This window comes from Bacillus sp. KICET-3 (assembly GCF_033261025.1).
In the GTDB taxonomy this organism is placed as follows: domain Bacteria; phylum Bacillota; class Bacilli; order Bacillales; family Bacillaceae; genus Bacillus; species Bacillus sonorensis.
Map to the genome: position 1 here is coordinate 305,657 of NZ_CP137345.1, position 14,954 is coordinate 320,610.

13 protein-coding genes are annotated in these 14,954 nt (G+C 48.3%); 12 read left to right on the forward strand and 1 reads right to left on the reverse strand.

Translation table 11 applies throughout. The annotated features are described in order from the left end of the window. Nucleotides 1-66 precede the first annotated feature (66 nt). Both R5H20_RS01710 and R5H20_RS01715 read left to right on the forward strand, forming a co-directional pair. Nucleotides 67-1,398: an ATP-binding protein gene (locus tag R5H20_RS01710; protein ID WP_040348742.1), complete on the forward strand. Its 1,332-nt coding sequence runs from the start codon at nucleotides 67-69 to the stop codon at nucleotides 1,396-1,398. Nucleotides 1,399-1,405: 7 nt separating this feature from the next. Further along, on the forward strand, nucleotides 1,406-2,341 hold the full coding sequence (locus tag R5H20_RS01715; RefSeq protein WP_006640058.1) for a response regulator: 936 nt from the start codon (nucleotides 1,406-1,408) through the stop codon (nucleotides 2,339-2,341). A 49-nt stretch (nucleotides 2,342-2,390) separates the two neighbouring features. On the opposite strand, the gene R5H20_RS01720 is transcribed toward R5H20_RS01715, so the two are convergent. Further along, nucleotides 2,391-2,918 (reverse strand): GNAT family N-acetyltransferase, encoded by a 528-nt coding sequence (locus R5H20_RS01720; RefSeq protein ID WP_006640059.1) that lies wholly within the window; start codon nucleotides 2,916-2,918, stop codon nucleotides 2,391-2,393. Nucleotides 2,919-3,292: 374 nt separating this feature from the next. On the opposite strand from R5H20_RS01720, the gene R5H20_RS01725 reads away from it, so the two are divergent. From R5H20_RS01725 to R5H20_RS01770, 10 genes are all read left to right on the forward strand, one after another. Then, nucleotides 3,293-5,044, forward strand: coding sequence for an alkaline phosphatase D family protein (locus R5H20_RS01725; protein WP_006640060.1), 1,752 nt, complete (start codon nucleotides 3,293-3,295; stop codon nucleotides 5,042-5,044). Nucleotides 5,045-5,065: 21 nt separating this feature from the next. Beyond that, nucleotides 5,066-5,278, forward strand: coding sequence for a twin-arginine translocase TatA/TatE family subunit (locus R5H20_RS01730; protein ID WP_006640061.1), 213 nt, complete (start codon nucleotides 5,066-5,068; stop codon nucleotides 5,276-5,278). A 70-nt stretch (nucleotides 5,279-5,348) separates the two neighbouring features. Beyond that, a complete protein-coding gene (gene tatC, locus R5H20_RS01735; RefSeq protein WP_006640062.1) occupies nucleotides 5,349-6,083 on the forward strand; it encodes a twin-arginine translocase subunit TatC in 735 nt (244 codons plus the stop codon). Between the two features lie 190 nt (nucleotides 6,084-6,273). Then, nucleotides 6,274-7,200, forward strand: a complete 927-nt coding sequence (gene kdgD, locus R5H20_RS01740; RefSeq protein ID WP_006640063.1) for a 5-dehydro-4-deoxyglucarate dehydratase — start codon at nucleotides 6,274-6,276, stop codon at nucleotides 7,198-7,200. Nucleotides 7,201-7,220: 20 nt separating this feature from the next. Further along, a complete protein-coding gene (gene gucD / locus R5H20_RS01745) occupies nucleotides 7,221-8,687 on the forward strand; it encodes an alpha-ketoglutaric semialdehyde dehydrogenase GucD (protein WP_006640064.1) in 1,467 nt (488 codons plus the stop codon). Between the two features lie 40 nt (nucleotides 8,688-8,727). After that, entirely contained in the window at nucleotides 8,728-10,104 is a 1,377-nt protein-coding gene (locus R5H20_RS01750) for an MFS transporter (protein ID WP_006640065.1), read from the forward strand. A gap of 37 nt (nucleotides 10,105-10,141) precedes the next feature. Continuing rightward, nucleotides 10,142-11,509 carry a glucarate dehydratase gene (gudD, locus tag R5H20_RS01755; protein ID WP_006640066.1) on the forward strand — a complete coding sequence of 456 codons (1,368 nt, stop codon included), beginning with the start codon at nucleotides 10,142-10,144 and terminating at the stop codon, nucleotides 11,507-11,509. Between the two features lie 106 nt (nucleotides 11,510-11,615). Next, on the forward strand, nucleotides 11,616-12,317 hold the full coding sequence (locus tag R5H20_RS01760; protein ID WP_269154408.1) for a FadR/GntR family transcriptional regulator: 702 nt from the start codon (nucleotides 11,616-11,618) through the stop codon (nucleotides 12,315-12,317). Nucleotides 12,318-12,404: 87 nt separating this feature from the next. Beyond that, a complete protein-coding gene (gene garD / locus R5H20_RS01765; RefSeq protein ID WP_006640068.1) occupies nucleotides 12,405-13,931 on the forward strand; it encodes a galactarate dehydratase in 1,527 nt (508 codons plus the stop codon). A 312-nt stretch (nucleotides 13,932-14,243) separates the two neighbouring features. Further along, nucleotides 14,244-14,954: a hypothetical protein gene (locus tag R5H20_RS01770; RefSeq protein WP_034326570.1), complete on the forward strand. Its 711-nt coding sequence runs from the start codon at nucleotides 14,244-14,246 to the stop codon at nucleotides 14,952-14,954.

The following is a 14,954-nucleotide window of genomic DNA, read 5'->3' on the forward strand; positions in this document are numbered from 1 at the left end:
ATGGGAGTTGCGGATCAAGATCGATTCAATACAAAATAAGACAACGCTGTTTAACGGGGGCACAATATGCTTAGGAGAAATTGGGACGAGACTATAAAGATGTTTGGCCAGCTTGCCAAAAAAGACGGCTACATTTTACTGCTGATGCTTTTAACCGTGCCGCTGGCCGGAGAATTGAAGTTTTATCCCCTGAATGAGACCTTTCGGGTCAGTTTTGGCGTGCCGACGTTTTTCTTTTTTTTATTATTGCTTCGAAATGTCCCGGCTATTTTGCCCGGGCTTTTAACAGGTGCAGCGGTTGTTTTCTTCCGGATGGCGCTTGACCTTTGCACAGAGGAGCATCTCGATTGGACGGCAGCTTTTTACACGCACGTCCCCACCTTTTTCTTTTATTTTACATATGCTTTCGTTTTTTATTTGGCCAAGCTCAGACGTTTTTTTCAGTACAGACCGCTAGTTATCGGATGTCTCGGTTTCATCATCGAAATCATCGCCGATTGTGCGGAATTATCCGTGCAATATATGATGTTCTCATCTACGGTTACGCCGGAGGAGCTGCGCGATATGATGACAATTGCGTTTTCCCACAGCTTTATCGTGCTCAGCTTTTTTAATGTCATGAAGCTGTACGAGACGCAGTCGAGGGAACGGCAAGTCCGCGAGCAAAATGAGCATATGCTCATGATCATTTCAAATTTATATGAGGAAACCATCCATTTGAAAAAAACCTTAAAAAATACGGAGCAGATTACAAACGAGTCCTACCAGCTATACCGTCTTTTGCATAAGCGGAGCCTTGAAGACCCTTTCGAGCAGAAGCTCAGTCTGAAGGTCCTGAAGCTGGCCGGCGAGATTCATGAGGTCAAAAAGGATAATCAGCGGATTTTTGCCGGGCTTTCAAAATTGATTTCGAATGAAAATTTCAGGGATTATATGAAGGCGGAGGATTTGGTTCGCCTTGTGGTTGGAATCAACCGAAAATATGCTGAATCGCTTGAGAAGGACATTGACTTTCAATATTCAATCATAGGCGAGCATCCGAAATACCGCGTCTATCTCGTGCTGTCGATACTCAACAATTTGATGGCCAATGCTGTGGAAGCCATTGGGGACAGGGGTTCTGTCCGCCTCCACCTTTTGAAAGGGGAAGAAGGAATGGTAGAATTTCAGGTGGAGGACAATGGACCCGGCATTCCGGAAAAAATCGGGGATGTTGTGTTTGAGCCGGGATACACTTCAAAGTATGATGAACTTGGCACACCTTCAACAGGAATCGGCCTATCCTTTGTTAAGGGAATCGTCGAAGAGTTTGGAGGCGGAATTGCGTTTTGCAATAAACCGAGGGGAGTCGTTTTTTCGATCAAGCTTCCTGTTCAACAATTGATTCAGAAAGGATGAATGGCCTATGCGCTTTTTTATCGTTGACGATGACCGCGCCGTGCGCTCTATTTTAAAGCAGATCATTGAAGATGAGGATTTGGGAGAGGCGGCGGGAGAAGCGGAGGATGGCAGTCAATTAGAAGGACATGTTTTGCATTTAAAACAGATTGATGTTTTATTGATCGATCTCCTGATGCCGGGCCGCGACGGAATTGAGACGATTCGCCATCTGCAAGGGTCTTTCATGGGGAAAATCATCATGATTTCCCAGGTGGAATCAAAGGAAATGGTTGCAGAAGCCCACTCTCTCGGAATTGAATATTATATTCATAAGCCGATTAACCGAATCGAAATATTAAACGTCATCCAAAAAGTCAAAGAACGGATCGAATTAGAAAGGTCAATTCAGGATATCCAATCTTCTTTAAGCCGCCTGGTGAACGTAAACGGCAGCGGAAGAAACGTGCTGAGAGACAAAAACATCCAGGAAACGGGCGAGTTTCTCCTTTCTGAATTGGGAATCGTCGGAGAAAGCGGCTCTAAAGATCTGATCGCCATCCTTCAATATTTGTTTGATGATGAGCAAACATCATTATATGAAAAAAACTTTCCCCCGCTGAAACAAATCTTTATCCGGGTGGCAGAGCAAAAGCTCGGACAGGCTGCTTCGCCCATTGACATCAACCGTGAGGCCAAAGCGTCAGAACAGCGGATACGAAGGGCGGTCACCCATTCATTAAACCATTTTGCATCACTTGGTTTAACAGATTTTTCAAATCCGAAGTTTGAAAGCTATGCCTCAAGGTTTTTCGACTTTACGGTGATCAGCAAAAAAATGAAAGAGCTGCAGAAGGATTCGTCTGCCGGACTGACGTCCACCCGTGTGAACACGAAAAAGTTCATTCAAGTGTTCTTTTTGGAAGCCAAGCGCTTGAATGAGAGTGCGGGGAAAAAGATCTAGTTGAAATAAAAAAGATTGATCCAAACGATGGATCAATCTTTTTTTATGCTTATTTAAGAAACTCTCTTTTCAGCAGGGAAAACATGTAGACATCGATGAACACGCCTTTTGATTTCTCATATTCTCTTAAAAGGCCTTCCTTTTGAAAAGAGAGCCGTTCAAGGAGCTTGATGGATCCTTTGTTTTCAGGTTCGACCTTTGCTTCAATCCGGTTTAGCCCCATGTCTGTGAAGCCATGGCTGATCAGCTTTTTGACGGCTTCAGCAGCAAAGCCTTTCCCCCAATGGGGACTCCCCAGGTCATAGCCGATTTCAGCGCGGCTGTTTTCCTCGTCAATCATATTGAAGCCGCATGTCCCGATGACGTCATTTGACTCTTTTAACACGATTGAATAACGGTTTGCCTGGCCTTTAAGGCTAAGATCACTGATCAGTTGTATCATGTCTTCCGCTTGTTTCGCGCTGGTGAAGGGCGCGATGTTCATATATTTCGTGACGAGCGGATCTGACCAATAATGATAGAGAGTCTCCGCATCCTGCAATTCCATTTCTCTTAATATCAATCTTTCAGTTTCCATGGTCTGCCTCCTACATATGTTTGCTTTGGCTTGTTTTCATTACAATGAGAAGACCATTTGACTATCTGCGCATCGTTCATTCCTTTCTATGTGAATGTTTCTTAATTTTACCATGGATGGAGACGCTATGTTTCCCTTTTTTAAAAAAAATGTGAAGAAAAACAGGAGAAAAGTTCTGACGGATGGGCTGGCAGCTTGTCGAATTCATAGGTGAATGGATTGGTTTAGGACAAATTTCGACATAAATCTTAAAAAGACGCTTTAATCAAGCAGGTGCCGCCATGTTTTTCGTTTTACAAAAGTTTACTGTGTGTTAACAAATGGCTCCTATAATAGAACCCGATCAATCATTTGTATAGAGAGGGGTATTGCGAATGACACATGAAGGGCCGCTCGAGGAATGGATGAAAAAACTGAATGAGGAAAGCTTGAAAGGCAATGCGTTTGACCGCCGCCGTTTTATTCAGGGGGCTGGAAAAATTGCCGGGCTTTCCCTGGGGCTTGCGATTGCACAATCGATGGGGGCAATGGAAGTGAATGCAGCGCCGAAATTCTCCGAATATCCTTTTACACTTGGCGTTGCATCCGGTGATCCGCTTTCAGACAGCGTCGTTTTGTGGACAAGGCTGGCGCCTGATCCGCTCAATGGAGGAGGCATGCCAAATGAAGCCGTTACTGTGAAATGGGAGATGGCAAAGGATGAACATTTCCGGCACATCGTCAAGCGCGGAAAAGAGAAGGCGACACCTCACCTTGCCCATTCCGTACATGTCGAAGTCGACGGATTGAAGCCTGACCATGTGTACTATTACCGTTTTAAATGCGGCAATCAGCTGAGCCCGGTGGGAAGAACAAAAACCCTTCCAGAACCGGGGGCGGACGTTTCTAAATTCACATTCGCTTTTGCCTCCTGCCAGCAGTACGAACACGGCTACTATACGGCCTATCAGCATATGGCGAAAGAAAAGCTCGATCTCGTCTTTCATCTCGGAGACTATATTTATGAATATGGTCCAAATGAATATGTATCGAAAACAGGAAACGTCAGAACCCACAGCGGTCCGGAAATCACCTCGCTTCTTGATTACCGCAACCGTCATGCCCAATACCGCTCAGATGCGAATCTGAAAGCCGCCCACGCCGCCTTTCCGTGGGTCGTCACATGGGATGACCATGAAGTCGAAAACAACTACGCGAATACGATTCCGGAAAAAGGCCAGTCTGTTGAAGCGTTTATCAAGCGCCGGGCCGCCGCCTATCAGGCTTATTATGAGCATATGCCGCTCCGCCGCAGATCGCTGCCGAACGGTCCTGATATGCAGTTGTACCGGAATTTTCAATACGGCAATTTGGCCGATATCAATGTTCTTGATACACGGCAGTATCGCGATGATCAGGCGAATGGCGACGGCAATAAGCCGCCTTCTGATGAATCGAATGATCCGAAGCGAACGCTCCTTGGCGCCGAACAAGAGGCCTGGCTGCTTGACAACCTGGACAGGTCTGAAGCTCACTGGAATATCTTGGCGCAGCAGATTTTCTTTGCAAGATGGAACTTCGGGACAAGCTCCGCACCGGTTTACAGCATGGATTCGTGGGACGGCTATCCGGCCCAGCGCAAACGGATTATCGACTTTATCAAAGGGAAAAACCTGAACAATATTGTCGTCCTTACGGGAGACGTGCATGCAAGCTGGGCTTCAAATCTGCTCATCGATTTTGACAATCCGAAATCAGCGATTTTCGGCGCGGAATTTGTCGGAACGTCGATCACGTCCGGAGGAAACGGCGCGGATAAAAGGGCGGATACCGATCAGATCCTGGCGGCAAACCCGCACATCAAGTTTTTTAACGATTACCGCGGCTATGTCCGCTGTACGGTCACTCCTGAAGAATGGCGGACTGACTACCGGGTCGTTCCATATGTGTCAGAACCGGGAGCCGCCATTTCGACAAGGGCTTCATATGTTTATCATAAAGATCAGACAGGACTGAAACGGACAGCCTCAAATCTCGTGCCTGGAGGCGTGAAGAAATCGAACGAAGTCGAAGAAGACCGGTTTATTGCACATACAAGAGCGCACCAAAAACAAATGAAACAAAAGCAGAAAAAAGTAACCCAGTAACCAGCGAAAGGATGACGGAAGATGCTATCCAATATCGGTATTCCCGGTCTCATTTTGGTCCTTGTGATTGCCTTGATTATTTTCGGGCCTTCGAAGCTTCCTGAGATCGGGCGGGCTTTCGGCAAAACGCTGACCGAATTCAAAAGCGCGACAAAATCTTTAGTATCTGCCGATGACAATGAGATCGGACAGGAGTCTGATGCGAAAAAGCAAAGCGATCCATCGGCGCGATGATCAATAGAGCGGGCGGGTGAACCCGTCTGTTCTTTTTTCTGTTTAACATGCGAAGGGGAGGAAGGCGAAGGTGAAAAAAAGGGAAACACATTTGATTGCCCATCTTGAAGAGCTGCGACAGCGAATCATTAAAACGCTTCTTACGTTTATTCTGTTTCTCATCACCGGCTTTTTGTTTGTTCAGGACATCTATGACTGGCTGATCAGAGACCTTGATGAAAAGCTTGCTGTATTGGGGCCGGGGGATATTCTTTGGGTTTATATGATGATTGCGGGGGTGCTGGCGATCGCTGCCACCATACCGGTGGCTGCTTTTCAGACATGGCGGTTTGTGGCGCCTGCGCTGACCGACCGCGAACGGAGGACGGCATTATTTTATATTCCGGGACTGTTCATTTTTTTTATTTTGGGGATTGTGTTCGGTTATTTTGTGCTCTTTCCGCTCGTTCTTCAGTTTTTGATCGGCTTGTCCGCCGGCCATTTTCAAACGATGTTTACGGCGGAGCATTATTTTCGCTTTATGATGAACCTCACACTGCCATTCGGGTTTTTGTTTGAAATGCCTCTCATCGTGATGTTTTTAACGAGCCTCGGGATTTTAAATCCGGCCAAGCTCAGTAAAATGAGAAAAATTTCTTATTTTGCGCTGATCGTCGTATCGGTTGTGATCACGCCGCCCGATTTTATCTCAGATGTGTTGGTGATCGTCCCGCTGCTTGTATTATACGAATTAAGCATCTCTTTATCAGCGTTTATTTACCGGAAAAAAACCGCTGCACAACCAGGGGCTGAGGCTCAAGGCTGAAGACGGACTGTGTCTTCAGTCTCTTTTTTGCTTGAAATGAAAAAATCAGAAAATAATGATATTGACAATTTGTTTATTTGTCTTACAATTAAACGAAAAGATGAATGGGGGGATTTTCTAAAACAGAGACATTGTATCTTAGTGAATGACAACGCTTTCTCAGGATATGAACGACAGGGGGATGACGGAGATGAGTCAATTACGGAAGGCGCCGGAAGGCATATTGGGTTTCCCGGTGGCGCCCTTCAACGGGCAAGGAAAACTGGAGGAAGAAGCACTTTACGAAAACATCCGCTTTTTATTGGCTGAAGGGCTTGAGGCGGTTTTCATCGCTTGCGGCTCAGGAGAATTTCAATCTCTCAGCGAAAAGGAATATGAGCAAATGGTCGAAATTGCCGTTTCGGCGGCGGGCGGGAAGGTGCCTGTATACACAGGAGTGGGCGGCAATTTAAGCACCGCTTTGGAATGGGCGCGGATTTCCGAAGAAAAAGGGGCCGACGGCTATCTGATTCTCCCGCCGTACTTGATACACGGAGAGCAGGAAGGCCTCTATCAGTACACAAAAACAATCATTGAAAGCACGGATTTAAATGCCATTATATACCAGCGCGACAATGCGGTTTTGACGCTTGAACAGATTCAGCGGCTGACCGGTCTCGAGCAGCTTGTCGGACTCAAAGACGGCATTGGGGATATGGCTTTGAATATCAGTTTGTCATATACGATAGGAGACAGGCTGGGCTGGCTCAACGGAATGCCGATGGCTGAAGTCACGATGCCGGCCTATGCTCCGATTGGCTTTACGTCGTATTCTTCGGCGATATCCAATTATATTCCCCATATTTCAAGAATGTTTTATGAGGCATTATTAAACGGCAACGACCGGCTTGTCAAACAGATTTATGAGCATGTCATCATGCCGATTAACGAGATTCGCAAACTTCGGAAAGGTTATGCGGTATCCTTGATCAAAGCCGGCATGGAAATCATGGGCCTTCAGGTGAAAAACACGGCGAGACCGCCGATTGTTCCGGTGGAAAAAGAACATTGCCGGCAGCTCGAAACAATTCTGAAAAACGCGATGGCGCGTTATCCGAAAAAGACCGCTGCCCTATAAACAAAAGGAGGAACTTGAAGATGTCTGTTGCAGCTGAAAATAAAACGTATTTCAACTTTATCAACGGCCGCTGGGTGAAGGCTGAATCGGGCGGGATGGAACAGAGCTTGAACCCGGCTGATACACGGGATATCGTCGGGCTTGTGCAAAAATCTTCGATTGAGGACGTAGACAGGGCGGTTGAAGCGGCCAAGCAGGCCAAAAAGGCTTGGAGAAAGCTGTCGGGGGCGGAGCGCGGTCAATTTCTTTACAAGGCCGCTGACATCATGGAACAGCGCCTCGATGAAATTGCCGAGTGCGCGACGCGTGAAATGGGCAAAACACTGCCTGAAGCAAAAGGAGAAACAGCGCGGGGAATCGCGATTCTCAGATACTATGCCGGAGAGGGGATGCGGAAAACGGGCGATGTGATTCCGTCGACCGATACATCCGCTTTCATGTACACCGACAGGGTGCCGCTCGGCGTCGTCGGCGTCATCTCGCCGTGGAATTTTCCAGTTGCCATCCCGATTTGGAAAATGGCGCCGGCCCTCATCTATGGCAACACGGTCGTCATCAAACCGGCTACGGAAACTGCAGTCACCTGTCTTAAGGTCATCTCGTGCTTTGAGGAAGCTGGGATTCCGTCAGGCGTGGTCAATGCGGTGACAGGACCGGGATCATCGGCCGGCCAAAGGCTTGCCGAGCACCCCGATGTGAACGGGATTACGTTTACAGGGTCGAACCAAACAGGAAAAATCATCGGCCGGACGGCGTTTGAAAGAGGGGCGAAGTACCAGCTTGAGATGGGCGGCAAAAACCCGGTGATCGTAGCAGATGACGCCGACCTTGATATTGCGGTTGAAGCGGTCATCAGCGGAGCGTTCCGGTCGACAGGCCAAAAGTGTACGGCGACAAGCCGCGTCATCGTCTTAACCGGTGTTTATGACCGGTTTAAAGAAAAGCTGCTTCAACAGACAAAAGAGATTACAATCGGCGACAGCTTAAAAGAAGATGTCTGGATGGGACCGATTGCGAACAAACAGCAGCTTGACAACTGCCTGTCCTATATTGACAAAGGAAAGCAAGAAGGCGCTGACCTCATTTTTGGCGGTGAGAGGCTGGCAGATGGGAAATACGAAAAAGGCTATTATATCAGGCCGGCTATTTTTGACAACGTCACTTCCGGCATGACGATTGCCCAAGAAGAGATTTTCGGCCCGGTCATCGCTTTAATCAAGGCGGATACACTTGAGGAAGCTTTGAAGACGGCCAATGACGTCAAATTTGGCTTGAGCGCCTCCATTTTCACGCAAAACATCGGCCGGATGCTGTCATTCATAGATGAAATCGAAGCGGGGCTCATTCGCGTCAACGCCGAAAGCGCCGGTGTCGAACTGCAGGCGCCATTCGGAGGCGTTAAACAATCGAGCTCGCATTCACGGGAACAGGGGGAGGCAGCCAAAGAATTTTTTACAGCCGTGAAAACCGTATTTGTCAAACCGTAAATCAACCGTCTCGGTACAAATGAATAAAGGAGAAGATGCTATGAAAAAAGATCGTGCAGCCTCCCCCCATACCGCGGGGAAAAGAAGTTCTGTCCGCTGGTTTGTCGTGTCTATGCTGTTTCTCGTCACATCCATTAATTATGCCGACCGTGCGACGCTCTCGATCGTCGGCGATTCTGTGCAGCATGAGCTTGGGCTGAGTTCGGTGGCGATGGGGTATGTCTTTTCCGCATTTGGCTGGGCGTATGTTGTCGGCCAAATTCCCGGAGGCTGGCTGCTCGACCGCTTTGGGTCGAAAATCGTCATCGCCGCCAGCATCTTCTTTTGGTCATTGTTTACCTTTTTGCAGGGAACGCTTGGCTTTTTCGCCGCGGGAACGGCCGTTATCCTCTTATTTGCGCTCCGGTTTCTCGTCGGTCTGTCAGAAGCGCCGTCCTTCCCCGGCAACGGCCGGGTGGTGGCTTCCTGGTTTCCAAGTTCTGAACGCGGAACGGCGTCGGCGATCTTCAACTCGGCGCAGTACTTTGCACTCGTCATTTTTTCACCGCTGATGGGGTGGCTCGCCCACTCTTTCAGCTGGCATACGGTTTTTGTCATTATGGGTGCACTGGGGATCGCGATGTCGTTTATTTGGCTGAAAACGATTTATGAACCAAAAAAACATCCGAGAATCAATGCCGCCGAACTGGCGTACATCGAAGAAGGCGGCGCGCTTGTCTCGATGGATGAGGGAAAGAACGCGGAAAAGAAAGAAAAGGAGTCGCAATGGCCTTACATTAAGCAGCTTTTAAGAAGCCGGATGCTGCTCGGGGTGTATATCGCCCAATACTGCATCACAACGTTGACCTATTTCTTTCTGACGTGGTTTCCGGTTTATTTGGTTCAGGCGCGCGGCATGTCGATCCTTGAAGCGGGTTTCGTTGCATCGCTTCCTGCAATCTGCGGATTTTTAGGAGGATTGCTGGGCGGGTTCGCGTCAGACTATCTTCTGAAAAAGGGCTGTTCGATTACGGTTGCCAGAAAAACGCCGATCATCCTCGGCATGTTAATGTCCTGCTCGATGATCATATGCAACTATGCAGATTCGGCTTGGCTGGTCGTCTCCATCATGTCGCTTGCCTTTTTCGGAAAAGGATTCGGCGCGCTGGGCTGGGCGGTCGTATCAGATACCTCGCCAAAGGAGTGCGCCGGCTTGAGCGGCGGCATCTTTAACACCTTTGGAAATATTGCGTCCATCACGACGCCCATTATCATCGGATATATCGTGAGTGCGACAGGCTCATTTAACGGAGCGCTTGTGTTTGTCGGCGCCAACGCGATTGCCGCGGTATTAAGCTATCTGTTTCTGGTCGGGCCGATCAAGCGCATCGAGCTTCAGAAAGGGGAAGGCCCGACAGACACCCCTTTATCCATGTGAAATGTAAGCGCTTTAAAAAGAGGGAGGCTAAATCGATATGAATACACCCATCCATCAGCAGGTAAAAGAGGAGAATACATCACAAACACCGTCTATTGCAGACATGCGGGTCATTCCCGTGGCAGGACGCGACAGCATGCTTCTGAATTTGAGCGGAGCCCACGGCCCCTTTTTCACACGGAATATTGTGATTTTAAAAGATTCATCAGGCGCTCTCGGCGTCGGCGAAGTGCCGGGCGGCGAGCGGATCCGCCAGACGCTGGAACAGGCGAAACCGCTTGTCATCGATCAGCCGCTCGGCGCGTTTCAATCGATTTTACAGTCCGTCAGGCGCCGGTTTAAAGACCGTGATGCCGGAGGGCGCGGGGTGCAGACCTTTGACCAGAGGACGACCATACACGCAGTGACCGCATTGGAAGCAGCTTTGCTCGATCTGCTCGGAAAATTTCTCGGCGTCCCTGTGGCTGCGCTCTTGGGGGAAGGACAGCAGCGGGAAAAAGTGAAGATGCTCGGCTATTTGTTTTACATCGGCGACCGAAAGCGCACCACACTTCCCTATATCAGCGAACCAGAGGCAAATGACGACTGGTTCCGCCTCCGCCGTGAAGCAGCGTTGACACCCGGGGCGATCGTCCGTCTTGCAGAAGCAGCTCAAGAGCGCTACGGTTTTCACGATTTTAAATTAAAAGGCGGCGTTCTTTCGGGGGAAGAAGAAATCGAGGCGGCATCCGCTTTAGCGAAGCGGTTTCCTGAGGCGAGAATCACCCTTGACCCGAATGGCGCGTGGCCATTGGAGGAAGCGATTGCGCTTTGTAAGGGAAAACGGGATGTGCTCGCCTACGCGGAAGACCCTTGCGGAGCGGAAGCCGGATACTCGGGCCGGGAAATCATGGCCGAATTCCGCCGTGCGACAGGCATTCCGACAGCGACGAATATGATTGCGACAGACTGGCGGCAAATGGGGCATGCGATACAATTGCACGCCGTTGATATACCGCTGGCAGATCCGCATTTTTGGACGATGCAGGGATCCGTCCGCGTTGCTCAAATGTGCCGTGAATGGGGGCTGACATGGGGCTCTCACTCCAATAACCATTTTGACGTTTCTCTGGCGATGTTCACCCACGTTGCCGCAGCAGCTCCGGGCGACATTACGGCGATTGATACGCATTGGATTTGGCAGGATGGCCAGCGTCTGACAAAACAGCCTTTTTCAATCGCTGACGGATATATCCAAGTTCCTGATCAGCCGGGGCTCGGCGTTGAAATCGATATGGAACAGGTGGAAAAAGCAAATGAACTCTATGAGAAAATGAAAGCAGGCGAGCGGAACGATGCCGTTGCCATGCAGTTTTTGATTGAAAATTGGCGTTTCGACTCTAAACGTCCGTGTCTTGTTCGATAATTGCGGAAACTTCGGTTTGAGAGGCCCCTAGCCGACATTGTCATACGCGATATTTTGTCTTACAATATGAACAACTGAAAGGGGGCCCACAGTCGTGGAAGAAGATATGGAAACATTGCAGGTCGAATCAGTCAATCGCAAGACTTTGGCAAAACAGGTTGTTGAACGAATCGTCCATTTATTATCAAGCGGCCAGTTGAAACCGGGGGACAAACTGCCGACGGAGATCGAGCTCATGGAAAAGCTGAATGTCAGCAGACCCGTTCTCCGTGAAGCTTTAATATCACTCGAAACGCTCGGAATTATCAAAAGAAAAACCCGAGACGGCACGTATTTTAATGATAAAATCGGCATCCAGCCGTTTTCTGTCATGCTGGCTTTGGCGGTCGATAATTTGCCGGCCATTATTGAAGCGAGGATGGCGCTGGAACTCGGGCTTGTCACGATCGCCGCAGAAAAGATCAATGACAGTCAGCTTGAAAGGCTGCAGGAAACGATCGATATCATTGCAAACAGCACGGATAATCATTATGGAGAAGCGGATAAGGAATTTCATCGGATTATCGCTTTAAGCGCAAACAACCCGGTGCTCGAAGGCATGATTCAATCACTCTTGATCACACACGCCAAAATCGACAGCCAGATTCCATACAGGGAAAGGGACCGGACTGTCGAATATCATACGAATATTTTGAAAGCCCTTCAACAAAGGGATCCATATCAAGCCTATCACCATATGTATGAGCATTTAAAATTTGTACGCGACAAAATACTGAATGGTCTTCGTGATGAAAAAAACATTCATTAAGTTGTTTGACAGCGCTTTCTAACATGTGCCGCGGCGGGAGAAGGGCCGCGGACAGGCGCTGATCGAAAAGGGGAGTTGATCAAAACTATGCGTGTCAATCAAACTGAAGCCCCGCTGTACATTAAGGTGAACGCAAAAGACAATGCCGCAATCATCGCCAATGCCGGCGGACTGCCGAAAGGGACGGTGTTTCCTTGCGGGCTTAAACTGCAAGAGCGCATCCCCCAAGGTCATAAAGTGGCTTTAACAGACATCACACAAGGCGGAGCCGTTATTCGCTATGGTGAAATTATCGGCTATGCCGTCAAACCAATAGAAAAAGGCGTGTGGATTTCCGAGTCGCATATCATGCTTCCGGAAGCCCCGCCGCTCAATGAACTGCCCATCGCCACCAAAGTTCCAAAACCCGCTCCCTCTCTCGAAGGGTACACATTTGAAGGATACCGGAATGAAGACGGAAGCGTCGGCACGAGGAACGTGCTGGGCATCATGACAAGTGTGCAATGCGTGGCAGGTGTTCTCGATTACGCTGTTAAACGAATTAAAGAGGAACTGCTCCCAAAATATCCGAATGTTGACGGCGTAGCTGCATTAAATCATCAGTACGGCTGCGGCGTGGCGATTAACGCGCCGGAAGCCAGGATCCCGATCCGAACGATTCAAAATATCGCCAGGCACCCCAATTTCGGCGGCGAAGCGATGGTGATCGGACTCGGCTGCGAGAAGCTTCTTCCGACGAGGATAGAGCCGGAAGGAGACGCTGAAAACATCCTTTCATTGCAGGAACGGCAGGGGTTTCAGCAAATGATACAATCGATTATGGAAATGGCCGAAGAGCGCTTAAGAAGGCTGAATGAACGGAAGCGGACGACATGTCCCGTTTCAGACCTGGTGATCGGCCTTCAGTGCGGGGGCAGCGACGCTTTCTCAGGGGTGACCGCAAACCCCGCGGCGGGATATGCGGCCGACTTACTGGTTCGGGCAGGGGCCACGGTTTTATTTTCAGAAGTCACCGAAGTCCGCGATGCCGTTCATCTCCTAACGCCGCGCGCCGTCAATGAAGAAGTAGGCCGCGCCCTGATTCGGGAAATGGCTTGGTATGACCGCTATCTTGAAAGAGGCGAGACAGACCGAAGCGCCAATCCGTCGCCGGGGAACAAAAAGGGCGGACTGGCAAACGTGGTCGAAAAGTCGCTCGGATCGATCGCGAAATCGGGAAGCAGCCCGATCAGTGCCGTACTGGCGCCTGGTGAAAGAGCGGTACAGAAAGGACTCATTTTTGCGGCGACACCTGCAAGCGATTTTATATGCGGCACCTTGCAATTGGCTTCGGGCATGCATTTGCAGGTGTTTACAACCGGAAGGGGAACGCCGTACGGCCTTGAAATGGCTCCGGTGTTGAAAGTGGCGACCCGACAATCGTTATCAGAAGATTGGCACGATTTGATCGACGTCAATGCCGGACGGATCGCAACAGGCGAAGCTTCAATAGAGGAAATCGGCTGGGAGATCTTCCGGACGATACTTGACGTCGCAAGCGGAAGGAAAACATGGGCGGAACATTGGGGACTCTCCAATGACTTGTGTTTGTTCAACCCGGCGCCTGTGACTTGATTGGAAAGCACCTTAATATAGGTGCTTTTTTAATTTGAACTCACTTTTGACAAAAATTATAAAGTGGTGCTTTTTTCATATTTCCTCTTTGATGAACTAAACCGCAATACCTCTCAAAACCTTGATGCATCAACCAAACTGCCTGTTTTTTAAGAGGGGGAACACGCGATTTTCAACGATGGTGATTCCTATTTCCTATTTATCTAATTTATTCCATGATGTAACATAAAAAAGTATTATTTTCAAGCAGGTCATTCGCATCAAAACGAAGCGCTTGCAGCTTAACTTAAGAGCCCTTGGAGGTTTAATAAAATGAAAAAGATGATGATATTGTGTTTTGCTATAATACTAGCTTTTACAGGAGGATGCAGTATGAACGACAGCCAAAACGGCAAGAACGGCAATCAAGAAGAAGCGGTCAAACCGAAAGACGTGGACCCGAAAGACCTCCCGCAGGTCCCTGCGTTCCAGGATGAGAAAACAAGAGAATACATGGCATCAACAAAGGAAGTCGAGCCCGGGTACTATTTGCTAGAGTCTAAGCTGAAAGGGTTTACGATGTTGTTTCCGGAAGATGGGAAGTATGATGACAATTTATCCTCTCTCGGGAAAGATGAAGAGATAATATCTTTCTATAGCTATGATGAAAAAACAAATGTTGCTCTTAATGCTTCTGTAGAATATTACCGAAATCAATCTTTCATTAATAATCCAAATGAAATGTTAGAACAAGTGAGAGAGGAAAATGGATATAAAGGACAATTTGAAAAGTTCGAGGAAAAAGATAAGGATATTTATTTTGCATATATGAAAACTGTTCACGACGATACAAATCAAAAAAACAATGAGACACATTCCTATATTGGTTATATAAATAAAGAAGATTATGTTGGTGTACAGTTTACATTTGATTTTACTTGCCTAAAGAGTTCAGAACCTTGTTCACTTGATGTTGATTCTGCTGAAAAGAAAGCTAAGAAGTTAGTCAAATCCATCATATTTTTAACTGTTAAGGAGAAATAG

Coding starts and splice junctions, on each gene's coding strand:
- R5H20_RS01710 (WP_040348742.1), top strand. CDS start 67: ATGCTTAGGAGAAATTGGGACGAGACTATAAAGATGTTTGGCCAGCTT.
- R5H20_RS01715 (WP_006640058.1), top strand. CDS start 1,406: ATGCGCTTTTTTATCGTTGACGATGACCGCGCCGTGCGCTCTATTTTA.
- R5H20_RS01720 (WP_006640059.1), bottom strand. CDS start 2,918: ATGGAAACTGAAAGATTGATATTAAGAGAAATGGAATTGCAGGATGCG.
- R5H20_RS01725 (WP_006640060.1), top strand. CDS start 3,293: ATGACACATGAAGGGCCGCTCGAGGAATGGATGAAAAAACTGAATGAG.
- R5H20_RS01730 (WP_006640061.1), top strand. CDS start 5,066: ATGCTATCCAATATCGGTATTCCCGGTCTCATTTTGGTCCTTGTGATT.
- kdgD (WP_006640063.1), top strand. CDS start 6,274: ATGAGTCAATTACGGAAGGCGCCGGAAGGCATATTGGGTTTCCCGGTG.
- gucD (WP_006640064.1), top strand. CDS start 7,221: ATGTCTGTTGCAGCTGAAAATAAAACGTATTTCAACTTTATCAACGGC.
- R5H20_RS01750 (WP_006640065.1), top strand. CDS start 8,728: ATGAAAAAAGATCGTGCAGCCTCCCCCCATACCGCGGGGAAAAGAAGT.
- gudD (WP_006640066.1), top strand. CDS start 10,142: ATGAATACACCCATCCATCAGCAGGTAAAAGAGGAGAATACATCACAA.
- R5H20_RS01760 (WP_269154408.1), top strand. CDS start 11,616: ATGGAAACATTGCAGGTCGAATCAGTCAATCGCAAGACTTTGGCAAAA.
- garD (WP_006640068.1), top strand. CDS start 12,405: ATGCGTGTCAATCAAACTGAAGCCCCGCTGTACATTAAGGTGAACGCA.
- R5H20_RS01770 (WP_034326570.1), top strand. CDS start 14,244: ATGAAAAAGATGATGATATTGTGTTTTGCTATAATACTAGCTTTTACA.